At 62.7% G+C, this 24,866-nt stretch carries 19 protein-coding genes; all 19 read right to left on the bottom strand.

The window, feature by feature from the left end:
- Positions 1-137 precede the first annotated feature (137 nt).
- Positions 138-485 carry a lipid asymmetry maintenance protein MlaB gene (locus tag KO539_RS23290; protein ID WP_035823111.1) on the bottom strand — a complete coding sequence of 116 codons (348 nt, stop codon included), beginning with the start codon at positions 483-485 and terminating at the stop codon, positions 138-140.
- Between the two features lie 52 nt (positions 486-537).
- Positions 538-1,173: a phospholipid-binding protein MlaC gene (locus KO539_RS23285; protein ID WP_219312026.1), complete on the bottom strand. Its 636-nt coding sequence runs from the start codon at positions 1,171-1,173 to the stop codon at positions 538-540.
- Positions 1,174-1,244: 71 nt separating this feature from the next.
- On the bottom strand, positions 1,245-2,126 hold the full coding sequence (locus KO539_RS23280) for a VacJ family lipoprotein (RefSeq protein ID WP_219312024.1): 882 nt from the start codon (positions 2,124-2,126) through the stop codon (positions 1,245-1,247).
- Positions 2,123-2,593 (bottom strand): outer membrane lipid asymmetry maintenance protein MlaD, encoded by a 471-nt coding sequence (gene mlaD, locus KO539_RS23275; protein WP_034753810.1) that lies wholly within the window; start codon positions 2,591-2,593, stop codon positions 2,123-2,125. The genes KO539_RS23280 and mlaD overlap by 4 nt, the downstream gene beginning before the upstream one ends.
- Positions 2,594-2,673: 80 nt before the next feature.
- Entirely contained in the window at positions 2,674-3,456 is a 783-nt protein-coding gene (mlaE, locus tag KO539_RS23270; protein ID WP_035823119.1) for a lipid asymmetry maintenance ABC transporter permease subunit MlaE, read from the bottom strand.
- Positions 3,453-4,262 carry an ABC transporter ATP-binding protein gene (locus KO539_RS23265; protein WP_034781028.1) on the bottom strand — a complete coding sequence of 270 codons (810 nt, stop codon included), beginning with the start codon at positions 4,260-4,262 and terminating at the stop codon, positions 3,453-3,455. The genes mlaE and KO539_RS23265 overlap by 4 nt, the downstream gene beginning before the upstream one ends.
- A 261-nt stretch (positions 4,263-4,523) precedes the next feature.
- Positions 4,524-5,987 (bottom strand): glutamate synthase subunit beta, encoded by a 1,464-nt coding sequence (locus tag KO539_RS23260; protein ID WP_131688104.1) that lies wholly within the window; start codon positions 5,985-5,987, stop codon positions 4,524-4,526.
- Between the two features lie 69 nt (positions 5,988-6,056).
- Entirely contained in the window at positions 6,057-10,757 is a 4,701-nt protein-coding gene (locus KO539_RS23255; protein WP_219312022.1) for a glutamate synthase-related protein, read from the bottom strand.
- A gap of 194 nt (positions 10,758-10,951) precedes the next feature.
- On the bottom strand, positions 10,952-11,659 hold the full coding sequence (locus KO539_RS23250) for a transposase (RefSeq protein ID WP_219312020.1): 708 nt from the start codon (positions 11,657-11,659) through the stop codon (positions 10,952-10,954).
- Positions 11,660-11,815: 156 nt separating this feature from the next.
- The gene (locus tag KO539_RS23245; RefSeq protein WP_034753797.1) at positions 11,816-12,496 is read right to left on the bottom strand and encodes a response regulator transcription factor; all 681 of its coding nucleotides are present in this window, start codon (positions 12,494-12,496) and stop codon (positions 11,816-11,818) included.
- A gap of 139 nt (positions 12,497-12,635) precedes the next feature.
- On the bottom strand, positions 12,636-13,763 hold the full coding sequence (locus KO539_RS23240; protein WP_219312018.1) for a PAS domain-containing sensor histidine kinase: 1,128 nt from the start codon (positions 13,761-13,763) through the stop codon (positions 12,636-12,638).
- 49 nt (positions 13,764-13,812) lie between these two features.
- A complete protein-coding gene (locus tag KO539_RS23235) occupies positions 13,813-16,917 on the bottom strand; it encodes a DEAD/DEAH box helicase (RefSeq protein ID WP_219312016.1) in 3,105 nt (1,034 codons plus the stop codon).
- A gap of 209 nt (positions 16,918-17,126) precedes the next feature.
- Positions 17,127-17,615 (bottom strand): YbjN domain-containing protein, encoded by a 489-nt coding sequence (locus KO539_RS23230; RefSeq protein WP_257626413.1) that lies wholly within the window; start codon positions 17,613-17,615, stop codon positions 17,127-17,129.
- A 26-nt stretch (positions 17,616-17,641) separates the two neighbouring features.
- On the bottom strand, positions 17,642-18,325 hold the full coding sequence (locus tag KO539_RS23225) for a hypothetical protein (RefSeq protein ID WP_219312012.1): 684 nt from the start codon (positions 18,323-18,325) through the stop codon (positions 17,642-17,644).
- Positions 18,326-18,334: 9 nt separating this feature from the next.
- The gene (locus KO539_RS23220; RefSeq protein ID WP_219312010.1) at positions 18,335-20,071 is read right to left on the bottom strand and encodes a putative porin; all 1,737 of its coding nucleotides are present in this window, start codon (positions 20,069-20,071) and stop codon (positions 18,335-18,337) included.
- 36 nt (positions 20,072-20,107) lie between these two features.
- Entirely contained in the window at positions 20,108-20,824 is a 717-nt protein-coding gene (locus tag KO539_RS23215) for an energy transducer TonB (protein ID WP_374106479.1), read from the bottom strand.
- Positions 20,825-20,834: 10 nt separating this feature from the next.
- On the bottom strand, positions 20,835-21,245 hold the full coding sequence (locus KO539_RS23210; RefSeq protein ID WP_034753784.1) for a biopolymer transporter ExbD: 411 nt from the start codon (positions 21,243-21,245) through the stop codon (positions 20,835-20,837).
- Positions 21,246-21,258: 13 nt separating this feature from the next.
- Positions 21,259-23,040: a DUF2341 domain-containing protein gene (locus KO539_RS23205; protein WP_099403720.1), complete on the bottom strand. Its 1,782-nt coding sequence runs from the start codon at positions 23,038-23,040 to the stop codon at positions 21,259-21,261.
- Between the two features lie 56 nt (positions 23,041-23,096).
- On the bottom strand, positions 23,097-24,734 hold the full coding sequence (locus tag KO539_RS23200) for a ShlB/FhaC/HecB family hemolysin secretion/activation protein (protein ID WP_219312008.1): 1,638 nt from the start codon (positions 24,732-24,734) through the stop codon (positions 23,097-23,099).
- Positions 24,735-24,866 lie beyond the last annotated feature (132 nt).

Raw genomic sequence — 24,866 nt, 5'->3', positions numbered from 1 at the left:
AGGGCGCCGCCTTCAGGCGAGGACGGCGCAACAGTCAATTATAGTTGGAAAATTCGTGGAACACTTGGAGATCAATCCGGCGGCGCTGCTGGCCTGCCGGCTTGAAAGCTACTGCTGATGCGGGGAGTGGGACAGGATCAATGATGATGCAGGTCGGACGGGCTGCGTTCGGCGTGGCCGCCGGCGCTGGCGCAGTCGTCGGCGCTCAGGGTGCTCGACACGAGCGAGCACACGCCATACAGCTTGGTGAGGTTTTTCAGGTTGTTCGGCAGGTTTTTCAGCTCCAGCACGGCGCCGGCATCCTGCGCGGCGCGTTGCCACGTCAGCATGACGGAGACGGCTGCCGAATCGACGGCCTTGACGTTGCGCAAGTCAAACTTCGTCTGGCCCGAGCGGATGGCGTCCAGACCCTGCTCCAATGCCGAAGTGGCATTGTGCACGGTCAGGGAAGTCAGGGACTGCAAGGTGTCGAGAGAGTCGGGCATGGCGTCGGGCTGCGCTGGTCTGGAACTGGGTCAGGAGCTATATGATAGCCGATTATTTGGCTTTGGCAGCGGGACGGCTGGCCAGGGCCTTATTTTTTGCCGACAAAGTCTTGATCAGGCCATCGATGCCGCCCTTGCTGATCTCGCTGGCAAAGCTGCTTTTGTACGTTTCCACCAGCCACGCGCCGAGCACGTTGATGTCATAGATCTTCCAGCCGGCCGGGGTTTTCGCCACGCGGTAGTTCAGGGGCACGGGTTCGCCGCGCGCCACGTTCACCTGCGAGCGCACTTCCACTTCCGTATCGCTAGGATCGGCGCGCAGTGGCTTGAATTCCACGGTTTCGTTCTTGATCTGCGACAGGGCGCCCGAATACGTGTAGATCAGCAGGGTGCGAAATTCCGCAGCCAGCTGCTTTTGCTGGTCGGGCGTGGCATCGCGCCAGTGGCGGCCGGCGGCCAGGGCCGTCATGCGCTGGAAATCCACGTACGGCAAGATCTTGCTTTCCACTAATTCGGTGACGCGCTTGATATCGCCAGCCTGGATGGCCTTGTCGTTCTTGGCCGTGTCGATCACGTCCTGGCTGATGCGTTTGACTAATACGTCCGGCGCTTCCACGGCGGGGGCGGCCTGGGCGGCGGTGGCAAAGGCGATGGTGGCCATCGCCAGCAGTTGTTTCATCAATTTCATGGTTCTACCTTTCATGGTGTTGCTATGCACCGGCTGGCGTTGATCGCAGCCGTGGTGTTCTTGAATCCAGTTTACTCCTGCGGCCTGGCTTCGGAGGCAACGGTATTGCTACCAGATGTTACGAGGTCCGCTGGCGCCAACGCCGCGGCGGCCGTGGCCGCTGGCGCGTCATTGGCAGGCTGCGGTTTTGGCTCGTACTCGGGCTCGTAGTCGCTGCTGTCGTTTTTTGGCACTTTGCGGTCGCGGCGGTCCGTATCGCCATCGAACACCTTGCTTTCGCGCGCCTGCAGGAAGCCGTCGCGGATGAATTCATAACGGTCCAGCGCGGCCGCTTCCATCAAATTGGTCGCGTCGAGCAGCGCGGCACGCTTGTCGACCACGCGCGTCACCGTGCCGATATTGCGCACATTGACCGGATCCTTGTAGCGCCATGGGTCGCCCGCGATATCGAGCGGCAGGGCCGCCGTGTCGCGCACGGTCGATGGGCCCAGCAGCGGCAACATCACGTACGGACCAGACTGCACGCCATACCAGCCCAGGGTCTGGCCAAAGTCTTCGTTATGCTTCGGAATGCCCGCCTGCGACGCGATGTCGATCAGGCCGAAGATGCCGAAAGTCGAGTTCATGCTGACGCGCACGACGTCTTGCAAGCCCGCCTCACCCTTGCCTTGCAGCAAGTTATTCATGGCGCTCCACACATCGGACAAGTTGCCGAAGAAGTTGCCCACGCCCGTTTGCACGAACGATGGCGTGACCTTCTTGTAGGCCGTGGCGACCGGCTTCAGGGCCACCTGGTCAACGGTGTCGTTGAACTTGAACATGGCGCGGTTGTACCCTTCCAGCGGGTCGCGCGGATTGGTGCCGGTGGCGCAAGCGCTCACGCTGGCGGCGATGGCCAGGGCCAGGCCGATACGCGCCAGACTGCCTTGGGATTGTTTGGTCGACTCGCTCATTTGCTGTCCTTTCCTTCCGCTGCCTTGCTGTAGATGAACTGATTGATCAGGTCTTCCAGCACTGTGGCCGATTGAGTACGGGCGATCTTGTCGCCCTCTGCCAGGTTCGCCAGATCGCCGCCTGCTTCCAGGCCGATATATTGCTCACCCAGCAAACCGGCCGTCAAAATCTTGGCCGAGCTGTCTTTCGGAAATTTGTAGCCATCTTCGATGTCGAGTTTCACCAGCGCCTGGTAAGTCTTGTCGTCAAAGACGATTTCCGAGACCCGGCCCACCACCACGCCAGCACCCTTGACGGGCGCCTGCGGCTTGAGGCCGCCAATATTGTCGAACTTGGCACTAATGGTATACGTCTTGCTGAAAGACAGCGAGCTCATATTGCCGGCCTTGAGCGCCAGAAACATCAATGCCGCCACACCGAGCAAGACGAACAAGCCGACCCAGACATCCAAAGATTTACGTTGCATAAACAATCCTAAATAATTTTTACTTGCCGCCACCTGCGCAGAACACTGCCCAGGCCGATAATTTTGTCGCCTATCGGCAATTACTTGCTAAACATCAAAGCCGTCATCATGAAATCGAGCCACCACACCATCAACGACGAAATGACCACCGTGCGCGTGGTGGCGCCGGACACGTCTTCCGGCGTCGGCTGTGCCTGGTATCCCTGGAACAGCGCGATGAAGGTCACCGCGATGCCAAACACCAGGCTCTTGATGGTGCCATTGCCCACTTCTTTCCAGACATCCACGCCGCCTTGCATCTGCGACCAGAACGAGCCTTCATCGACGCCGATCAGCACCACGCCGACCAGGTAGCTGCCGACGATGCCGACGGCCGTGAAGATCGCGCCCAGGATCGGCATGGCGATCACGCCGGCCCAGAAACGGGGCGCCAGCACGCGCTGGATCGGATTGACGGCCATCATTTCCATGGCCGACAACTGCTCGCCCGCCTTCATCAGGCCGATTTCCGCCGTCAGCGAGGTGCCGGCGCGGCCCGCGAACAGCAGCGCCGTCACGACGGGGCCCAGTTCGCGCGTCAGGGACAGCGCCACCAGCAAGCCCAGCGACTGCTCGGCGCCATACGTGGTCAAGGTGTAATAGCCTTGCAAACCCAGCACCATGCCGACGAACAGGCCGGAGACGGCGGTAATCACCAGCGAGCGGTTGCCGATAAAAAACAGTTGCTCAATCACCAGGCGCGGACGGCGCCACAGGCCGCCCGACGAGGCGATGATGATGAAAAACGACCGCACGGCAAAGCCGAGGTCTTGTACCGAACGACGCAACCACGCTCCGATCGCCGCCAGGAAACGCGCGATCATCGGCCGCCCCCCGTCTGCAGACCCAGGTCGTCGGCCAGCGACTTGCCCGGATAGTGGAACGGAACGGGGCCATCGGCCTCGGCATTGACGAACTGCTTGACGTAGGGATGCGTCGACACGGCCATCTCGGCCGGCGTGCCGTGCGCCACGATCTTGCCCGATGACAGAAAATAGACGTAATCAGCGATGGCGAAACACTCCTTCACATCGTGCGATACCAGGATAGACGTGGAGCCCAGCGCATCGTTCAAATTGCGGATCAAATTGGCCGTCACGCCCATGGAAATCGGGTCCAGGCCGGCGAACGGCTCGTCATACATGATCAGTTCGGGGTCGAGCGCGATGGCGCGCGCCAGCGCGACGCGGCGGCCCATGCCGCCCGAGATCTCGGCCGGCTTCAATTGCGCCGCATTGCGCAAGCCCACGGCGTGCAGCTTCATCAGCACCAGGGTGCGGATCAGCTCTTCATTCAAGTCCGTGTGTTCGCGCAGAGGGAACGCCACGTTCTCGAACGCCGTCAAGTCCGTAAACAGGGCGCCGTGCTGGAACAGCATGCCCATCTTGCGGCGCAGCTGGTATAGCTCGTCGGTTCCCAAGGTATGCACGATCTGGCCGTCCACATTCACGGAGCCGGAACTGGGGCGCAACTGCCCACCGATCAGGCGCAGTACGGTCGTCTTGCCACTGCCGGAGCCACCCATGACGGCCACAACTTTTCCACGTGGGAAATCCATTTGAAGGCCCGATAAAATCGAACGTTCTCCATAGGCAAAGTGTAAATCACGGATCTCAACAAGATTTGGCACGACGAAGCTCACTATTTTAATGGCGTATTGTAGTGCAGAAACGCCAACCTCTGCTGAGACACCCCTAGGGACAGGCCCGTAAAGGGGAAGAATACAACACTAATGAATCGAAAGTCAGATATTGTAGTGGAAATTCGGCCGCCACATCGCGTCCCTGTCCGATGACATTCACAGCTGTTGACTTGACAAGTAAAAATAACAAAGGCCACGTCGCGATCCGCGCCGTGGCCCTGGCAAAAAAACGGACAATTGCTCGTTTTTTTAACGTGGCAGCAAGGATGCGCCCATCAGGAACTCATCGACGGCGCGCGCGCACTGGCGCCCTTCGCGGATGGCCCAGACCACCAGCGACTGGCCACGGCGCATGTCGCCTGCCGCAAACACTTTGGCCACCGAGGTCTGGTAGCAGCCGGCGCCATCCGTTGTCGCCTTGACATTGCCGCGCGCATCCGTATCGACGCCGAACGCTTCCAGCACTTGTTGTACTGGTGAAACAAAGCCCATGGCCAGGAAGACCAGATCCGCCTTCATCTCGAATTCCGAGTTCGGCACTTCGCTCATCTTGCCGTCTTTCCACTCGACTCTGCAGGCGATCAGCTTTTCCACCTTGCCGCCCTTGCCTTCGAAACGCTTGGTGGCCACGGCCCAGTCGCGCTCGCAGCCTTCCTCGTGCGAGGACGAGGTGCGCAGCTTGGTCGGCCAGTACGGCCAGACGAGCGGCTTGTTTTCCTGTTCCGGCGGCTGCGGCATCAGTTCGAACTGGGCCACCGAGGCGGCGCCATGGCGGTTCGAGGTGCCGACGCAGTCGGAGCCCGTGTCGCCGCCGCCGATCACCACCACGTGCTTGCCCGTGGCCTTGATCTGGTCCTTGAGCTTGTCGCCCGCGTTGACCTTGTTTTGCAGCGGCAGGAAATCCATGGCGAAGTGCACGCCTTTCAGTTCGCGGCCCGGCACGGGCAAGTCGCGCGGCTGCTCGGCGCCGCCGGCCATGATGACGGCGTCAAATTCTTTTTCCAGGTCTTCCGGGAAAATGGTTTCCTTGGCCCAGTTATTCACGTGGGCAGGGAAATCCTTGCCCACCAGCACGCTGGTGCGGAACACGACGCCTTCGGCTTCCATCTGTTTCACGCGCAGGTCGATGTGCGACTTTTCCATCTTGAAGTCGGGGATGCCGTAACGCAGCAAACCACCGACCCGGTCGCTCTTTTCAAACACGGTGACGGCGTGGCCGGCGCGCGCCAGCTGCTGCGCCGCCGCCAGGCCGGCAGGACCGGAACCGACGATGGCCACTTTCTTGCCGGTACTGAAAGGGGCCGGCTGCGGCGTGACCCAGCCGTGTTCCCAGCCCATGTCGATGATTTTATGTTCGATCGACTTGATGCCAACCGGATCTTCGTGGATGCCCAGGGTGCAGGCCGATTCACATGGCGCCGGGCAGATGCGGCCCGTAAATTCCGGGAAGTTATTGGTCGAATGCAAAATGTCGAGCGCTTCGCGGTAAGCGCCGCGGTACACCAGGTCATTCCAGTCGGGAATGATGTTGTTCACGGGGCAACCCGTGGTGCAGAAGGGAATGCCGCAATCCATGCAGCGCGCGCCTTGCACGGTCGCTTGCGCGTCCGACAGGTGCAAGACGAATTCCTTGTAGTTCTTCAGGCGCGCGGCAGGCTCCAGATAGTGTTCGTCCTGGCGCTTGAATTCCATGAAGCCGGTAATTTTACCCACGATAGTTCCTTTGTATTTTTAGCTGGCGGGAGCGGCGCGGCCGCTCCCTTCACATTCATCTCGGCTGGCTCAGGCGGCGACGGCTTGCACTTCCATGGCGGCGTCAGCTGCCATTTCAATCAGCGCGCGCTTGTATTCGTTCGGGAAGACTTTCACGAACTTGCCGCGCGCCGCGGCCCAGTCGTCCAGCAGGACGCGGGCGCGGGTGCTGCCCGTGTGCTTGAAGTGACGCTCGATCAGGCGCTTGAGGATGACCTCGTCGGCTTCCGGCACGCCGTCGCGGTGCTGGGTATGCCAGGCATCGCGGTCGAGATGCTGTTCCGCTGCGGACACGACCTTGTCCAGGCTGACCATGGCCGTGTTGCACTTGCTGGCAAAGTCACCAAGCGGGTCATACACATAGGCGATGCCGCCCGACATGCCGGCCGCGAAGTTGCGTCCCGTATTGCCCAGCACCACCACCGTGCCGCCCGTCATGTATTCGCAGCCATGGTCGCCCAGGCCCTCGACCACCGTGGTGGCGCCCGAGTTGCGCACGGCAAAGCGTTCACCCGCCACGCCATTGAAGAAGGCTTCGCCGGCGATGGCGCCGTACAGCACCGTGTTGCCGATGATGATGTTGTCCACGGCCCAGCCACGGAACTCGGTATTGGGCCGCACGATGATGCGCCCGCCGGATAAGCCTTTACCGACGTAATCGTTACCCTCGCCCACCAGGTCGATCGTAATGCCGTGCGCCAGGAAGGCGCAGGCCGACTGGCCCGCCGTGCCTTGCAATTGAATGTGGATGGTGTCGTCCGGCAAGCCGGCATGGCCATATTTCTTCGCCACTTCGCCGGACAGCATGGTGCCCACCGTGCGGTTCAGGTTGCGCACGGGCGAGATGAAGGAGACGCGCTCGCCCTTTTCCAGCGCCGCGCGCGCTTGCGCGATCAGCTTGTGATCGAGCGCCTTTTCCAGCGCATGATCCTGGAATTCCACGTGACGGCAGGCTTGGCCATCCGGGGTTTCCGGCTTGTAGAAGATGGCCGAGAAGTCCAGGCCCTGCGCCTTCCAGTGCGAAATCGCCTTCGATTTGTCGAGCAAGTCGACGCGGCCGATCAGTTCGTCGTACGTACGGATGCCCAGCTGCGCCATCAATTGACGGGCTTCTTCGGCCACGAAGAAGAAGTAATTGACGACATACTCGGGTTTGCCCGAGAACTTGGCGCGCAGCACCGGATCTTGCGTGGCCACGCCCACCGGACACGTGTTCAAATGGCATTTGCGCATCATGATGCAGCCTTCGACCACCAGCGGCGCCGTGGCGAAACCGATCTCGTCGGCGCCCAACAGGGCGGCGATGACCACGTCGCGGCCCGTCTTCATCTGGCCGTCGGCCTGCACGCGGATGCGGCTGCGCAAGCCGTTCAAGACCAAGGTTTGTTGCGTTTCGGCCAGACCCAGCTCCCACGGCGTGCCCGCATGTTTCACGGACGACAGTGGCGAGGCGCCCGTGCCGCCGTCATGGCCGGCAACGACGACGTGGTCGGCTTTCGCCTTGGTGACACCTGCAGCCACCGTGCCGATACCCACTTCCGACACCAGCTTCACGGAAATCGAGGCGCGCGGATTGGCGTTCTTCAAGTCATGGATCAGCTGCGCCAGATCTTCGATCGAATAGATATCGTGGTGCGGCGGCGGCGAAATCAGGCCCACGCCCGGCACGGAAAAGCGCAGGCTGGCGATGTATTCGGACACTTTATGACCAGGCAACTGGCCGCCCTCGCCCGGTTTCGCGCCTTGCGCCATCTTGATCTGGATCTGGTCAGCCGAATTCAGGTAAGCGGCCGTGACGCCGAAACGTCCGGACGCCACCTGCTTGATGCGCGAACGCATGGAATCGCCTTCCTGCAGCGGAATATCGACGACGATCTGCTCGGCGCCCACGATGGAGGCCATGGTGTCGCCCTGGCGGATCGGGATGCCCTTCAATTCCTGCGTGTAGCGGTTCGGATCTTCGCCACCCTCGCCCGTGTTCGACTTGCCGCCGATGCGATTCATGGCGACGGCCAAGGTCGCATGCGCTTCCGTGCTGATGGAGCCGAGCGACATGGCGCCGGTAGCAAAACGCTTGACGATTTCCTTGGCCGGTTCCACTTCATCGAGCGGGATGGCCTTGGTCGGGTCGAGCTTGAACTCGAACAGGCCGCGCAGGGTCAGGTGGCGACGGCTCTGGTCGTTGATGATTTGCGCATATTCCTTGTAGCTGGAGAAATTGTTGCTGCGCGTGGAGTGCTGCAGCTTTGCAATCGCATCCGGCGTCCACATGTGGTCTTCGCCGCGTACGCGGAACGCGTACTCGCCGCCCGCGTCGAGCTTGTCGGCCAATACAGGATCGTTGCCGAAGGCCAGCGCGTGCAGGCGCAGCGCTTCTTCCGCCACTTCAAACACGCCGATGCCTTCCACGTTCGACGCCGTGCCCTTGAAGTATTTGTCCACCAGCGACTTGTTCAGGCCGATGGCTTCGAAGATTTGCGCGCCGCAGTACGACATGTAGGTCGAAATGCCCATCTTCGACATGACCTTCATCAAGCCTTTACCGACCGCCTTGGTGTAGTTATAGATGGCTTTCTCGCCCGACAAGTCGCCCGGCAAGCCGTGCGCCATCTCGGCCAGGGTTTCCATGGCCAGGTACGGGTGGACGGCTTCCGCGCCGTAGCCTGCCAGCAAGGCGAAGTGGTGCGTTTCGCGGGCCGAGCCCGTTTCCACGACGAGGCCGGTGGAGGCGCGCAAGCCCTTGCTCACCAGGTGCTGGTGTACGGTCGAGGTGGCCAGCAGCGCAGGGATCGCCACCTGGTCCGCGCAAATGGCGCGGTCCGAGACGATCAGGATGTTGTGGCCGGATTTCACGGCATCGACGGCTTCCGCGCACAGCGAGGCCAGGCAGGCTTCCACTCCTTCCTTGCCCCAGGCCAGCGGGTAGCAAATGTCCAGTTCGTAGGACTTGAACTTGCCGCCCGTGTGGGCGCTGATGTTGCGCAGACGGGCCATGTCGTCAAAGCCCAGCACGGGCTGCGCCACTTCCAGGCGCATCGGCGGGTTGACGTTGTTGGTATCGAGCAAGTTCGGTTTCGGGCCGATGAAGGACACGAGCGACATCACCATCGCTTCGCGGATCGGGTCGATCGGCGGATTCGTCACTTGCGCGAACAGCTGCTTGAAGTAGTTATACAAAGGCTTCAACTTGTTCGACATGACGGCCAGCGGCGAGTCATTGCCCATCGAACCCGTCGCCTCTTCGCCGGCCACGGCCATCGGCGCCATGAGGAATTTCAAGTCTTCCTGCGTGTAGCCGAACGCTTGCTGGCGGTCGAGCAACGATGGCTGCTCTTTTTCGCCCTGGGCGCGGTCCAGCTTGGCTTGGCCTTCGGCCATCTTGATCTCGTCGAGCTTGATGCGCACCGAGTTGATCCACGCTTTATACGGCTTGGCGTTGGCGTAGGTGTTTTTCAGTTCCTGGTCGTCGATGATGCGGCCCGCTTCCAGGTCGATCAGGAACATCTTGCCAGGCTGCAAGCGCCATTTCTGGATGATTTTCGATTCCGGGATCGGCAGCACGCCCGATTCCGACGCCATCACCACCAGGTCGTCGTCCGTGACGATGTAGCGCGCGGGGCGCAAGCCATTGCGGTCCAGCGTGCCGCCGATGTGGCGGCCGTCCGTAAACGCCATGGCGGCGGGGCCGTCCCACGGTTCCATCATGGCCGCGTGGTATTCATAGAAGGCGCGGCGGTTGTCGTCCATCGTCGTGTGGTTTTCCCACGCTTCCGGGATCATCATCATCATCGCCTGGGCGATCGGATAACCGGCCATCAACAGCAATTCCAGCGCATTGTCGAAGCACGCCGTGTCGGACTGGCCTTCATAGATCAACGGGAACAGCTTTTGCAGGTCGTCGCCCAGCACGGCCGACTTCATCACGCCTTCGCGCGCGCGCATCCAGTTGAAGTTGCCTTTCACCGTGTTGATCTCGCCATTGTGCGCGATCAAGCGGTACGGGTGGGCCAGCGGCCATTCGGGGAAGGTATTCGTCGAGAAACGCTGGTGCACCAGGGCCAGGGCCGAAATGCAGCGCGCATCCTGCAAGTCCTTGTAGTACACGCCCACCTGGTCGGCCAGCAGCAAGCCCTTGTACACAATCGTGCGCGCCGACATCGATGGCACGAAGAATTCTTTGCCGTGCAGCAGCTTCAAGGCCTGGATGGCATGGCCCGACGATTTGCGGATCACATACAGTTTGCGCTCGAGCGCGTCGGTGACCATGATGTCCGGGCCGCGGCCGATGAAGATCTGGCGGATGACGGGTTCCTTGGCGCGCACGGTGGGCGACATCGGCATGTCCGTATCAATGGGCACGTTGCGCCAGCCCAGCACGACTTGTCCTTCGATGCGCACGGCGCGTTCGATTTCCTGTTCGCAAGCGATGCGCGACGCGTGTTCCTTCGGCAAGAAGACCATGCCCACGCCGTATTCGCCAGGCGGCGGCAATTCCACGCCCTGCTTGGCCATTTCTTCGCGGTAGTACTGGTCGGGAATCTGGATCAGGATGCCGGCGCCATCGCCCATCAGCGCATCGGCGCCCACGGCGCCCCGGTGATCGAGGTTTTTCAGTATCAGCAAACCCTGTTCGACGATCGAATGGGTCTTGTTGCCCTTGATATGGGCGACGAAACCGACGCCGCAGGCATCGTGTTCATTGGCTGGGTCGTACAGGCCTTGCGCTTTCATGGGCTTCTCCGCTGCATATGACTATCGAAAAACTAGAGTAGTGCAACGCAACAAAAAACTCAACTACAACAATTAGGGTCGGAGTCGAATTAAATTCGATTCTGTCGCTCTAAAATTTTAATAGGGACATAGTCGAAGCAATTTCAATAAAAGCGCGGAAAGGAACCATTTTTTGTTTTAAATGCGAATGCTTTTCAATTGGCGTCCGCAGCGGCCACGATTTTGCGGGGACGGCCGCGCTTGGCAGGCAGCACTTGCCGCTGCATTTTCTGCTCCAGCGCCTGCTTGAAAGCGTCGGAACCGAGCGGCCAGCCCTTCAGCACAGCCTGCTCCACGACCCTCACCTGGCTGCTGCCCAGGCCTTGCTCGAACAGGCGCAGATACGCCGCCTCGCGGTCGAACGGCGTGTTGCCCAGCGCCCAGTACAGCGCATGGTCGGTGATGACCGGATCGGGTCGCACGCCCGCATGGTGGGCATAGCTGGACCAGTTGTAATCGAGCGCCTGGCCCGCCAGGCCCGTTTGCACGGGTACGCATTCCAGGTAGCGGCAGCAAGTGAGGAAGAAATTGTCGGGATCGATGACGGACGTTTTGTAGCGTCCCTGCCACAGTGCCCCTACACGGCCATATTTCTGGTTGAAATACGGCACGTAATAGCGTCCCAGCCACTGCATCAGCTGCCCCAGGCCCGTCGCATCGCTGGGCGTGGCCAGCAAATGTAGCTGATCCGGCAATAAAACGTAGGCGTGAATGGCCACCTTGAACATTTTTGCCCCGGTTTTCAGCCAGGAAAGAAATTGCGCGTAGTCAAGCGCGTCCTGGAACACGGGCTGGCGGTTGCTGCCGCGCTGGATCACGTAATGGGGCAGTGCTGGAATGATGAGGCGGGGCAAACGGGCCATGGCAAAGTCGGTAAAGATAGGCTAAGGCCTTGATTTTACACAGTATGCGCGAGTAACGCGACTCTGACCCTGTTTTATTTAAAATGCTGGAAAAAGCGGCTGACTCTGTCCCTTTTATCGCACCGACCACTTGCGGGCGGCGCAATACGGTATGAATCAAGACAGATTGAAACTGGCCGACAGGCTGTAGCCCTCGCCATACGCGCTGCGCAGCGGCAAGTCCTGGCCCAGGCCCGTCTTGGCTTTCTTGCGCAGGCGATACACGAGCATGTCGACTCTGCGGCCCGCATCGGGATCTTCGCCGCCCATGCCGGCCACGATGACGTCGCGCGGCACGGGGCGGGTATTGATGGTGAGCAGGTGCAGGAAGTTGAACTCCTTCTCCGTCAGGGCGATAACGGCGCCCATCAGCTCAAGTTGGCGAGCGCTTACTTTCAAGGTCCACTTGCCCGGCTCGGGTACGGGATCTTGCGGACCGACGCGACGGTCGAGCGCCTCGATGTGGGCGGCCAGTTCGGGGAATTTGATCGGCTTGGTCAGATAGTGGTCGGCGCCCAGGCGCAAACCGAGGATGCGGCTGTCGAAAGCGACACGCCCCGTCAGCACCAGCACGCCGATTTGCGGATACAGCTGGCGCATGCGAGGGATGACGTTGAAACCGTCTTCATCAGGCAAGCCCAGGTCCAGTACGACCACGCCGACATTGCCATGACTCAACGCAGTCCACATGCCGCCAGCGGAGCTGGTGATATGGACTTCGTGTTCGAGCTCAACGAGGAACTCCGCCATGTCTTCGGCGTAGTCGAGATTGTCTTCGACGATCAGTATTTTCGTCATTGCAACGCCATTCTTCCGTTAGTGAGCACACCGAGGGCAAAACCATGCCATGCACTTCTACACCATCATGGACGGCACAATAGGTTTACGTCAAGGAATTATCACGGTTGCCTTCAGCGGAAGCAAGGCTTTTCCTTGTCTAGACAGGAAGCGGCAGCCAAATCCGGAAAAGCGCCCCTCCTTCGGGCAGATTATGCCCCTGCAAACTCCCGCCATGCACCTCCACCACGGCGCGCGCCATGTACAGGCCCAGGCCCGCACCGGGATGCGTGGCATGGCTTCCACGAGAACCTTTTTCAAACAACTGCGCCAGCTCTTCTTCCCGCAAGCCGGGCCCCGCATCGCGCACGCACAGCGCCACGCCGCCCTCGGGCACCAGCCTGGCCGACAAGGCGATGGCGCTGCCCGGCGGGCTGAACTTGACGGCGTTGTCGAGCAGGATTTTCAGGCACAGGGCCATGCCGGGCACGTCGCAGCGCAGCCTGGCCGGCAAGTCTTCGTCGAGTTCCAGCTGCACCGTGTGGCTGGCCGGCACGGTGGCGGCCGCCTGCTGCAGCAAGGCCAGCGGCGCGATGCCGTCGGCGGCCCGCTCGCGGCCGATGGCCGCCATGCGTTCAGGTGACAGGTAGTCATCGATCATCGACAACAAACGGTCGACGGCCGTCTGGATTTTCACATAGCGCTTGCGCGTGGCCTCGTCCGCTTGCGTGGAAGTCGAGACGAGGCGCTGGATGGCGCCATCGATCGTGGCCAGCGGCGTGCGGAACTCATGCGACAGCATCGAGGCGAAGCGCTTCTGCTCCTTTTCCCGTTCCGCTTCCTGCGCCTCGATGGCGCTGACGTCGCGCACCGTGCCCGCCAAGGTCACGCCCCGCCCGGCCGCCGCAGGCACGATGGTCGAGCTGATTTCCAGCGCCAGCAAGCGGCCGTCCGCGTGCGGCAATTCCACTTCGCGGAGCAAGGTCAAGCGGCTGCTATCGCCATCACGCCAGCGCTGCAGCCGGGCCGGCACGTCTTGCGCCAGGCGCGCCGCGTGGCTCTGCAAGGCGGCCAGGTCATGGCCCGTCAGGCGCTGCGCGGCGGGGCTGATGTAGAGCAATTCGAGGGTGGTGGCGTCGAGCAGGAAAGCCGCGTCGCGGCCGTGCTCGGCCAGCAGGCGGAACTGCGTCTCGCCCGCCCGCGCGCGCAGCAGGGCGCGGCGCAGCTGGACGAAACGCAGCGCCATGAGGATGACGCCGGCAAGCAGCAGAAGGAGAAAGGGCAGCATGCGTTATACCTGGCAGGAAAGAAGCGCCAAGTATAAGCGTGCGGCGGCGTTAATCTTCCAGTGGGGCGAAAATCTGCTGCAAGTCTTCCTGCGTGAGGGCCATCTTCTGCGACTCGCCTTCGGCCAGGATCGATTGCGCCAGCTCCGATTTCTTTTGCTGCAGCAGCTGGATTTTTTCTTCCAGGGTGCCCTTCGCGATCAGCTTGTAGACGAACACGGGCTTGTCCTGGCCGATGCGCCAGGCGCGGTCCGTGGCCTGATTTTCCGCCGCCGGATTCCACCACGGGTCGTAGTGGATGACCGTGTCGGCCGCCGTCAGGTTCAGGCCCACGCCGCCCGCTTTCAGGCTGATCAGGAAAATCGGCACGGCGCCCTGCTGGAAAGCCGCCACTTGCGCGCCCCGGTCTTTTGTTTCGCCCGTCAGCAAGGCGTAGGGAATGTCGCGCGACTCGAGTTCTTCCTCGATCAATTCCAGCATGCTGGTAAATTGCGAGAAGACAAGAATCTTGCGCCCTTCGTCGAGCAAGTCTTCCACCATCTGCATCAGGTCGAGCAGCTTGGCCGAACCGGCCGACTGCTTCTTCGCCGGCAAGGATTTCACCAGGCGGGGGTCGCAACACACTTGCCGCAGTTTCAGCAGCGCTTCGAGGATGACGATCTGGCTGCGCGCCACGCCCTTCTTGTCGATTTCTTCGCGTACCTTTTGATCCATCGCCAGACGCACGGTTTCATACAGGTCGCGCTGCGGACCCGTCAATTCCACCTTGCGCACCATTTCCGTCTTCGGCGGGAGTTCCTTGGCCACGTTATCTTTCGTGCGGCGCAGCAGGAAAGGCTTGATGCGGCGGTTCAGCAGCATGCGGCGCAGCGGGTCATCCTGGCGCTCGATCGGATGGCGGAACTGGGTGTTGAAGGTCTTCTCGTCGCCCAGCAAGCCCGGCAGCAGGAAGTGAAATTGCGACCACAATTCGCCCAGGTGGTTTTCCAGCGGCGTGCCGGACAAACACAGGCGGTGGCGCGCGCGCAGCAGGCCCGCGCTTTGCGCCGCCTTGCTGCGCGTATTCTTGATGTAATGCGATTCGTCGAGGATGACCAGGTGAAAATCGTGCTCGCGCAAGGTTTCCTCATCGCGCGGCAACAGGGCGTAGGTGGTTAGCACCAGGTCGCATTGGTCGATCTGGTCGAATTGCTGGGCGCGGTCCTTGCCCTGCAGCAGCAACACTTTCAGGCTGGGTGCAAATTTTGCCGCCTCGTCCTGCCAGTTGCCCATCAGGCTGGTCGGTGCAATGACGAGAGCCGGATGCGTGAGGCGTCCCGCTTCCTTTTCCACCAGGATATGCGCCAGGGTCTGCACGGTTTTACCGAGACCCATGTCATCGGCCAGGATGCCGGCCAGGTCATGGTCGCGCAGGAATTGCATCCACGCCAGACCATCGGCCTGGTAGTCGCGCAGGGTGGCCTGCAGCCCGGCTGGCGCCGCCACTTTTTGTACGGAGCCGAACTGGCTCAGCTTGCGGCCCATGGCGCGCAACTGCTCGCCGCCCGTCCACTGCAGCTCCAGGCCGCGCGCCAGCTCTTCCAGGCGCGCCGCGTCCAGAGTCGACATGCGCACCGCATGTTTGATCTTGTCGCTGAAATACAGTTCACCCAAAGTGTTCAGGATGGGGCGCACTCTGCCCCACGGCAGGGCCACGCGCGTGCCATCCGGCAAGGTTGCCAGCATCTGGTCATCGTCCGCATGCGCGTCGATGACTTTCGGGTTGAAATCGTTGGGCGCGTTGCGGATCAGCTGCACCAGCACGGGCAGCAGCGGCACTCTTTCGTGATTGACGACGATGCCCAGTTCCAGCTCGAACCAGGCGTTGCCGCTGTCCGGGTCCTGGTCGTCGATGTCCGCGTACCAGTCGCCCACGTCGCTCACGTCGTAGCGGTACTTGGCCGTTTTTTCCACGATCCAGCCCTGCTTCCGCAAGGCGTCGATGCCGGACTCGGCAAAACGCAGCCATTCCGCCTGGGACGGCAGTTGCAAGGCGCCCTTCAAACCGCTCAAGGGGGCCGAGCCCGGCTTCTTGAACTGCAGCTCGGCCAGGGTGGCCAGCGCGCGCGCTTCGTCGACCGTGTTTCTCTGGATGATTTCCGTCACCTCGCCCACTTGCCGCACCACGCGCTGCGACGGATCGAACGCGACGCGCTCGCCATCGTAGTCGTAGGACAGCACGGCAAAATCGCTCCAGCGCTGGATGCTGCCATCGGCCAGCATGGCGCTATCGAGCAGCAAGACCGGCTGCGCCGGCACATCCTTGCGCAAGCGCTGCGGCAACGGCTGCGGCAGCGGCATCAAATGCTGCAAGCCCTGCGCCAGCAGCAGTTGCGACACGCGCACCTTGTCGTTCGCATTGAGCGGCGGCGCCTGCGCCACCAGCGCCTGCAAATCGGCCAGGGAAATGTCGGAGCCGCCCTGGTTCAGTTCCAGCACGCCGCACGACAGATTGTCGATGTACCACGGCGGATCGGTGGGCAGCATGTAGTCGATCTGGTCGGCACCATGGTGCTTCGCGCCTTCCGGCGGGTCCACTTGCCAGCCCAGGCGCATGGTCTTGCCTTCGTCGCGCCAGAACAGGCGGGCGGGACGCACGGGACCTTCCTTCAACGGGTACACGAGGCCATTGCCGACGTCGGCCCAGGAATTGGCCCACAATAATTTATCCTGCTCGGCCAGCATTTTCAGCAGGGCCGCGCCCACCTTGCCCTTCGGCTCCGTGGCGCTGCCCGTCTGCGAATTCTGTCCGCTGCGCATGGCCACGAAGAAACGCACGAGGTCTTCGTCGGCCGGTGTCAGGAATGTGGGCGGCGCCGACAGCAGCGAGAAGATCTCGCTGATGGGCGACGCCGCCGCCACGTCGCCATTCGGCCGCAGCCGCGCCTTGTACAGGCACAGGGCCACATGGCGGCCACCGCTGGTGGGCGCCAGCACGTAGATCAATCGATGCGCGTTGAGTTTGGGGTCCGGCTCGGCAATCGTCAGCACGGCTTTCGGATGGGCGGCAGCCTCCACCCGCTGCAGCCAGGTGGCGACGGCATACGGCAAAGGCGCTCCCGGCGCGCTGGCCGGGGCAACTGGGGTTTCACTGGTTTCGTCGCGGGTAAAATCCATGGGGCGCATATTTGTGTAAAGGTCGTATCCAAATCGGCAACAGGCAATATTATCCGCCATACGGCCGTTGCTGGCTTGATTCACACACGCTCTTTGAGCAGTTTTAATGCGCGATGCCTAAAAAATAAGTATTTAATACGACACTTGGGACCCGCAGACGGCAAAAAAGGCCCGTCATGGGCCTTTTTTCACCGCCATTGGCCCGCTTATCAGGCCGGCACAGTTTCTTCTTCTGCCACGCTGGCGGCCTCGACTACCGGTGCGGTGCTCGTATCGGCCGGCGTAAAGTTGCGCAAAAACAAGAAGAACTGGCCCATCATCTGCGTCCACAGTTGCAGATTGATATTCAGGTACTCCGTGCTGACGCCGCCGGCAACCAGCACATCCATCTCCAGCACGACGAAATCGCCATGCTGGGCCACGCGGGCAAAACGCTTGCTGCGGTGCCATTCGGCCAGCAAGCCGGCCGGCAAGTCGCCGCCCTGCACGCGTAGCGGGCAGCTCAGGGTCAGATCCGCGTATTGGCCAGGCGCTGCTTCATTGCCCCACAGCACCTGAAAGCCGATGCCATGGCTGGCGCTGTGCAGGCGCACGACGCCATCGTGTTCGATGCTGGTCACGGCGCAGCCGGCCGCCTTGATGGCGTCGGCCGTTTGTTCCGCGTTCAGGGTGCTCAGCAAGTTGTTGGTGTTTTCCATCGTCATTCCATTCATTTCAAAAAAAATTATTGGGAGGCAGGCACGGACGCGGCCGGTGTTTCTGTTTGACGCGCATCAAAGCGGCCCTGGTACAACTGATCGCCATACTGCTGCGCGATTTGCTCGAGTTTTACCCGGCTTTGCGCGGCGAACGGCTGGCGCGCCTGCATGACGCTCAGCACGTCGAGTCCTTCATACGCTTGCAGGATGTCCTGCCCGACCGCATACAGCTGGGCATTCTTGCTTTCGCAGCGCGCCAGGGCGCTCCGCTGGGACGTCACTTCGCCGTCGAGGCGCGCACGCTCCGCTTCCAGCTGCTTGCCCGTGGCGGCCAGTCGTTCGCTGGCCTGGCGGTACTGCGTCAGGTTGGCCGTCGCCTCTTGCGCGGCGGCGGCGCCGCGCTGTTGCTCGGCTGCCAGTTTTTCCCGCTGCGCGCGCTCCTGCGCCAGTTGCGACTGGCTGCGCGCCAGCTCCTTTTTCAAGCCGTCGCTGGCGGGCGCGGCGGCAGCGGGCGCCGCCTTGGCGGCCGGTGCGCCCTTGGCTTTGAGCAATTCCAGCTCGCCGCGCGTCTGCTGCAATTGCGCCGTCACATTGCGCAACTCGGCCCGCAAGCGCTCTTCCATGCTTTGCCCCTTCTGCGCCTGGGCCGTGCCGGCGGCCAGCAAGCTCAGCAGCAGCAAAGGCAGGCGCATTTTCTTGGATATCAACATCGTGGCTCCTTAAAAACGCGCGTTCAGTTCGATTTGCAAGGTGTCGATCGACAGCGCCGAACCGAACACTTCGCGGCTCGACGTCCAACGGCCGTTCAGCCACGTATTCTTGTCGAGCGCATACGCGCCGCCCAGGTAGTAGCCGCGCGCATTCGTGCCGCCCAGGTGGAAGGTGGAATCGTTGTAGGCGTCAGGCAAGGCGTCCGGTTCGATGCGCTTGTAGCCCAGTAACACGTTCCAGTCGCCGCGCGCGGCCGGGCTGGCCTTGCCCAGGGTCGCCTGCAACATGTAGGCATTGCCGCCGCTCTTGAAATCGGCTTGCGAGACGCCGCCCGTGCCGCCGAAGTTGTTCATGATGCCGCCCTTGGCGCGCGCCCACATTGCGTTCTTGTCGTAAGCCATGTTGCGCACATAATCGCCTTCGATGCGCAAGTCCGTGCCGCCGGCCACCTTGCTATCCCAGCGCGCATTCAGGTTGGCCAGGCGGAATTTCGAGGCCAGGCCCACGAATTGCGGCTGCGGCGTATTCGCCGGGTCCAGCGGATTCAAGGCGATATTGCGCAACAGCATCAAGCTATTGCCCTTTTGCATGCTCGACGGACGCGACCAGTCCGTGCTGCAGCCATCGGCGCCCGCGTACAGGGCGCACGGCTGCGAATACTCGCCGCTGATGTTGCGGAAGTTGTAGTAGGCCAACGCGCCGCGCAATTGATGGTCGCTATTGATCTTCCACGAAGCGCCCACTTGCGCACCGAGCAGCCACTTGTTTTCGCTGGACATTTTTGCCTGGCTGCGGCTAGGCGCATTGTCGGACGAATACTCGAGCGGAATCAGGCCCAGGGTACCGAACACGGTGACGTCCTTGCTGTCGCCGAGGGGTTGCTGCACCTTGGCGGCGATGCCGTCGAAATTGAGTTCGCTGGAAAACAGTTCGTCGCCGGACACGAACGGGTTATCGAAGCGGCCCGCCGTCAGTTTCAGCCAGGAAGCGGGCTGGTACGACAGCCAGGCCTGGTCCAGCCAGATGTTTTTCTTGCCCAGGCCGCCGCCCAGGGTTTGCGTGGTGGACACGGGGCTGTCGTCATTGCCGCTGGCCAGGCGGATGCCTGCTTGCGTGGTGTCGGAAATGTCGGCCAGGATGCCCAGGCGGGCGCGCGCGCGCAGCAAATGCTTGCGGTCTTCGCGCGTGTTCAGCAGCGCCGGCAGGGCCAGGTTGGTGTTCGAATTGACGTCGTAGCCGCTGCCGCTGTTGAGCGAGCGCCAGTCGATCTCGATATTGCTGTTGGCCATGTCGTAGTAGCGCGATTCGTAACGCGCGCGCACGTCCCCTTCCAGGCGGATGCGCTTGGTCCAGGCCGGCGTTTCATTCGGCGCCGCCCAGCCGCCCGCCTTCGCTTCAGCCATGACCTGGCCCTTGATCTCGTCGCGGATCTGCTCGCGCACGGTTTGCGAAATATACGGCACGCGCACGTCGCCCGCCTGTACCTGCGCCAGGGCGGCCGGCGCGGCGGCCGGACGGGCCTGCGCTTGTGCCAGCGCTTCGCTCTGCGCCTGCGCCAGCAGCGCCTCGCCGGCATCCTTGTTCAGGGCGCCGCTCTGGATCAGGCCGCGGATCAGTTTGACCATGGTGCTGTCGGCAGGTGCCGTCTGCGCTTGTACCGCGCCTGCCGCCACGCTCAGGGCCAGGGCAGCCAGCGCCAGCGGAAGGCGGCGCAGGTGCTGTGAGGGAGAAAATAAGGAATTCATCGCTTCTTTCGGTAAATGAGGAATTAGTTCATGCGCTTACGGGCGCCGACCTTTAATGGAAACGCGGGCCGGAAAACGCAGGGACGCCGGTGGCCGCTCGTCGGCGCGGAAATCGCGCACCATGGCCAGCACTTGCTCATCCGTCTGCGCATTGCCCGTGCCTTGCACCAGCTGCACCTTCGTCGTCTTGCCTTCCGTATCGAGCCACAGGTCGACGCGGATATCGCTAAACGCCAGCTGGCGCGTGCGCGGGTCGCGGGCAAAGGCCAGCTGCAGCGCGTTGGCCACATAGCGGCCATACGATCCCGCGCCGAGGCCGCCGCCACCGCCGCCACCCGTCATGCCGCCGCCGCGCCCAGCCTGGATGCCGAAGGCGTCGCTGCCGGCCTGCGCCGCGCCGTCGATGGTGACGGGGTCGCCCTTGTCCGGCGACGGGCTTTCCGGCGCGTCATCCATGGGCTTGTCGGCCGGCGTCGGTTCCGGCTCCGACACTTCCGGCACCACCTTGTCCGGCGTCGGTTCCGGCAGTTTTTCCGGTTCCGGCGGCGGTGGCGGCGGAGGGGGCAGCATCAGCATGGGCGGAGCCGCCACTTCGCGCTTGGTGGCCGCCGTGTCCGACAGCAAATACCAGACCAGCGCGGCCAGCGCGCCGGCCAGCAGCACGCCGCCGGCCACGCCGCCCCAGCGGCGCCACCACTGCGCCGCGCCCGACGCTTCCGGGCCGGCCATCTTCATCATGTCGTCACGCTTCACCTTGCGCTCCTCATGCCGGCTTGCCGGTCACCAGACCCACCTGGTTCAGGTCTATGCGGCGCAGCAAGTCCAGCACTTCGACCACTTTCGCGTATTGCACGGCGGCATCGCCGCGCACGATCACGGGAAAGTCGGGCGTCAGCGCCTTTTCCGTGCGCAAGCGCTCTTCCAGCTCAGGCAAGGTGACGGGATAGGCGTCGAGGAAGACCTGGCCCGCGTTGTCGATGGTGATGGCCTTGGTCTTCGGTTTTTCCAGCGCCATGGCCGAACTGGCCTTGGGCAGGTCGACCTTGATGCCGGGAATGCTGGCGTTGCTGGTCAGAATAAAAATCACCAGCACCACCAGCAGCACGTCGACGAAGGGCGTGATGTTGATGCCGCCGCTACGCTTGCGGGGGGTAAACTTGGCGGAGGTGGCCATGGTTATGCGCCCCTCACGCCTGTTGCAGCACGGGACGCATCTGGCGTCCGTCGCCCTGCTCTTCAGCCAGGCGCGTGGCGAATTCGTCGACGAAGACGGCCATATCGGCGACGATGGCGTCCGAACGCGAGGACAGCCAGTTGTAGCCGAACAGCGCGGGAATCGCCACGCCCAGGCCGGCAGCCGTACACAGCAGCGCTGCCGCCATGCCCGGCGCCACCGAGTTGATATCCACGGCGCCGGCCATGGCCGCCACGACGAACACCAGCATGATGCCGATCACGGTGCCGAACAGGCCGACGTACGGCGCGCCTTCGATGGTGGTCGAGAGCCAGATCATGCGTTTCGACATGCGTTCGCTTTCGCGCACCATCACGCCATCCATGGCGGCGCGGATGGCGCCGATGGTCGCGTTCGACACGGCGTTCAAGTCGTAGCCGCGGTCGTGGCGGCGGCGCATCTCGTCGATGGCCACGTCATACAAACGCCACAGCGAGGAATCCGTCTTCACGGAAGCGCTCAACTTGCCGTTGCGCGCCAGGTGGTCGAGCGGCGCGCCGGCCGCTTCGTGGAAGGACTGCATGAATTGCGCATTGGCGCGCGAAATGGCGCCATAGCTGCGGCCCTTGCCGATCATGATGATCCACGACAAGACCATCATCAGGCCCAGCACGCCGACGACGATCCACGCGTCGAGCGGCATGGCGGCGATGATGAAGCCGAAATGGCTTTTGCCCGCCTGCTGTTCATCGGCGCCAAACACGGCCAGGCGCGATTCGGAACCTTGCGAGACGGCGTCGGCCAGCAGCAGGGCGTCGGCACGGGCCGTGCGCGACAGGCGCAGTTCGTCGATGGCGCCCGTGAAATTGTTCAGGGTGGAAGTACCGGCAGCGACCGGCGGCGCATCGGCGCCCACCGAAGCGGCCGTGGTGAAGGCTGGCAGCGCGGTGGCCAGCGACACGGCTGGACGGCCGCCCACGTACAGGGCCACGTTGTTCTTGTCGGCCTTGACGGCCAGGTGCGACCATTGCGCGGCCTGGATCGGCTGGCCCGGCTTGCTGCGCTGGCCATTGACCTGCACGAAAGGCACGCCCTGGTCTACGCCGATCAGCAATTCACTGGCGCCATCGCGGCGCGCATACAGCACTTGCTGGGGGCCCAGGTTGTCGGGACGCACCCAGGCGGAAAAGGTGAACGGCGCGCCGGCGGCCAGCGCCAGCGAAGGCGAGGCAGGCAGCATCAGCGGTGCCGTACCCAGGCGGGCGCCGGCGCCGATGACGGAACCGTCCAGCGCCGGCACGGCCGTCTGGGCGTGGTTGCCGTAGGCGGTGCTGTCGCGCGAAGGCACGCCAGGCTCGGTGAAGTGGTACACGAGGCTGTAATCGGGGTCGAACGTGCGCTGGCCATTGCCGGAAGCGGGCGCCTTCGGATTACCGTAGTACATCCACAGCTGCTGCGGCGTACCGGCCGTCAGGGCCGGCACGTCGACCCAGATCAGGGCGATGCCCAAGAGCGGGTTGAACTGTTCGATCTGGTGGTTCAGCACCGTTTTATCGTCGCCTGCCACGAAGCGCAGGTCGGCGCCGTTGTCGCTGACGCCTTCGAAGTTGAAGTTACCCGAATGCAAACGCAGCAGCACGGGAATGCGGCCGGGATCGCCGCCCACGGCGCCCGCCTTCGGGCCCGCGTCGACGGTGACGGGTTTGCGGTAAGCCCAGTCGGGCTGCCACCAGGCATGCGCCAGGCCGGGAACGAGCGTGCCCAGGATCGTGAGCAGAAAAAGAAAACGTTGCATGACAGTGATTCTCCGAAGAAAAGTCCAAAAAAGTGCAGTGCTGGTGAGCTGGCCCGTCAGTAGCTGGCCGACAGGTTGAAATTGATGCGGCGCACGTGTTTGTGCGTGCGCGGGCCATCGCGCAGCGGGTAAGCAAAATCGATGCGGCCATTCAGGTAGCGCAGGAACTGGAAGCTGCTGCCCACGCCCACCGAGGTCAGGCCGAACAGATCTTTCTGCTCCGGCAGCGGGTCGCGCAAGCGCAGGCGCGCGCCATCGGCAAAGGCAAACAAACGCCAGTTTTCCAGGCGGCTGAAATACGTCAGCTGGGGTGTGCGCCATTCGACCGTGCCCGAGATGCCGTAGTCGCCCGTCGCTTCGGCCGACAGGTAGCCGCGCACGGAATTGGCGCCGCCGGCGGCCATCTGCTCGCCCGACACGAGCGCCGCATCGGCCAGCTGGCCCGACATGCGGCCATGCAGCTGTGCGCCGCTGCCCAGGGTAGTGGTGGCGTTGGCGTCGCCCTTCAGGACGAGGAAGCTGGGCGAGGCCTTGTAGCGCTTGTTGTCGTAGGCGGCGCTGTTGCTGCCGTAGCCGAACGCGGCGCGCGTGCCGGCCACCAGCGACAGGCCCAGGCCGTACGTTGCCGCATCCGTCTGCGCAAAACCGTTGTAGGCCACGCTGAGCGGCACGTATTTCAGGGGAATGCTCGAGCCGGCGCCATTCAGTTGCAGCGCTTCCTGGTTATCCTTGAAATCGATGCCGGCGCTAAAGCTGTGCCACCAGATGCCGCTGTTGGGCACCGTGTAGTTGACTTTCATGCCCAGCGCGTGGCCCTTGCCCAGCACGCTGGTGCCACCCGTGCTGGCCACGTTGCTGTTCGACTGGTAGCCCGTCGCTTCCAGGCTCCAGCCCTGCGTGCCGATGGGCGCCACGTACGAGGCGGACCACACCTTGGTCTGATTCAGGTCGCCCGGCGTGCCGAAAAAGCTGATGGTGGCGCTATGCCCCATCTGCCACAGGTTGTCGTGGCCGACCGAGATGCTGCTGCGCAGCTTCTTGGTATCGGCGCTGTAATCATTGTTCAAGCCGACACTGGCGCGCCACGGGCTGCTGTCCTCGACTTTCAAGTCCACGTCCATGGTGCCGGGCAGACTGCCCTGCTTGACCAAGGGCATCACCTGGCGCTTGGGTCCGCGGTTCAGGGCCGTCAGCTCCACTTGCGCCTGGGTAAAGTCGGGCACCTTGCCCTCCGTCAGGGCCGGCACTTGCTGGCGCACGTCGAGCGGCGAGTTGTATTGCGCACCGACCACGCGCAAGCGTCCCACCTTCGTTTCGCTCACCTGCAGCACCACCACGCCCTGCTCCACCTGCTGCTCCGGCAAGTCCACGTAGACGGACTGGTAGCCGCGGGCTTGATATGCCGCAACGAGGGCGTCGCGCGCCCCTTCCACGTCCTTCAGGGTGCGGCCCGGTCCCAGGAAGGGCGTGACCGCCTCTTCGATGGCGCGCGCATCGAGCACGGTATTGCCGCGCACCAGGTATTCCTCGATCGTCACCTGCCGTTCCGGCGCGGCCACGGGAGCGGCTGCCGGCACCGTGTCCTGCGCGCGCGCCATGCCGGGCAGCGCCAGCATGGCCAGGCACAGCATCGTCAAGGCGGTCGCGGGTGCCGCGGGTGCTGCCCCCTTGCCCTGTTTTTTCATCTCACGCATCTTCCATTCACCTTAAAATCAAACGGTTGCCCTGTGTTGCGGCGCTGGGCCGGCGTTTTTTGTTGCTAATGCAGATCTACTGATGCCTAGACAGCCGCCGCGCGCGGCGACTGCCGAATGTCATCAAATGTT

Source organism: Janthinobacterium sp. NKUCC06_STL (assembly GCF_019345455.1).
In the GTDB taxonomy this organism is placed as follows: domain Bacteria; phylum Pseudomonadota; class Gammaproteobacteria; order Burkholderiales; family Burkholderiaceae_D; genus Janthinobacterium; species Janthinobacterium rivuli.
The sequence above is the reverse complement of the archived record's forward strand: the minus strand, read 5'-3'. Positions and strand labels throughout refer to the sequence as shown.

Bases quoted from the DNA above. Each gene is read 5' to 3' on its own strand.
- KO539_RS23290 (WP_035823111.1), bottom strand. From the start codon at position 485: ATGCCCGACTCTCTCGACACCTTGCAGTCCCTGACTTCCCTGACCGTG.
- KO539_RS23285 (WP_219312026.1), bottom strand. From the start codon at position 1,173: ATGAAATTGATGAAACAACTGCTGGCGATGGCCACCATCGCCTTTGCC.
- KO539_RS23280 (WP_219312024.1), bottom strand. From the start codon at position 2,126: ATGAGCGAGTCGACCAAACAATCCCAAGGCAGTCTGGCGCGTATCGGC.
- mlaD (WP_034753810.1), bottom strand. From the start codon at position 2,593: ATGCAACGTAAATCTTTGGATGTCTGGGTCGGCTTGTTCGTCTTGCTC.
- mlaE (WP_035823119.1), bottom strand. From the start codon at position 3,456: ATGATCGCGCGTTTCCTGGCGGCGATCGGAGCGTGGTTGCGTCGTTCG.
- KO539_RS23255 (WP_219312022.1), bottom strand. From the start codon at position 10,757: ATGAAAGCGCAAGGCCTGTACGACCCAGCCAATGAACACGATGCCTGC.
- KO539_RS23250 (WP_219312020.1), bottom strand. From the start codon at position 11,659: ATGGCCCGTTTGCCCCGCCTCATCATTCCAGCACTGCCCCATTACGTG.
- KO539_RS23245 (WP_034753797.1), bottom strand. From the start codon at position 12,496: ATGACGAAAATACTGATCGTCGAAGACAATCTCGACTACGCCGAAGAC.
- KO539_RS23240 (WP_219312018.1), bottom strand. From the start codon at position 13,763: ATGCTGCCCTTTCTCCTTCTGCTGCTTGCCGGCGTCATCCTCATGGCG.
- KO539_RS23235 (WP_219312016.1), bottom strand. From the start codon at position 16,917: ATGGATTTTACCCGCGACGAAACCAGTGAAACCCCAGTTGCCCCGGCC.
- KO539_RS23230 (WP_257626413.1), bottom strand. From the start codon at position 17,615: ATGGAAAACACCAACAACTTGCTGAGCACCCTGAACGCGGAACAAACG.
- KO539_RS23225 (WP_219312012.1), bottom strand. From the start codon at position 18,325: ATGTTGATATCCAAGAAAATGCGCCTGCCTTTGCTGCTGCTGAGCTTG.
- KO539_RS23220 (WP_219312010.1), bottom strand. From the start codon at position 20,071: ATGAATTCCTTATTTTCTCCCTCACAGCACCTGCGCCGCCTTCCGCTG.
- KO539_RS23210 (WP_034753784.1), bottom strand. From the start codon at position 21,245: ATGGCCACCTCCGCCAAGTTTACCCCCCGCAAGCGTAGCGGCGGCATC.
- KO539_RS23205 (WP_099403720.1), bottom strand. From the start codon at position 23,040: ATGCAACGTTTTCTTTTTCTGCTCACGATCCTGGGCACGCTCGTTCCC.
- KO539_RS23200 (WP_219312008.1), bottom strand. From the start codon at position 24,734: ATGCGTGAGATGAAAAAACAGGGCAAGGGGGCAGCACCCGCGGCACCC.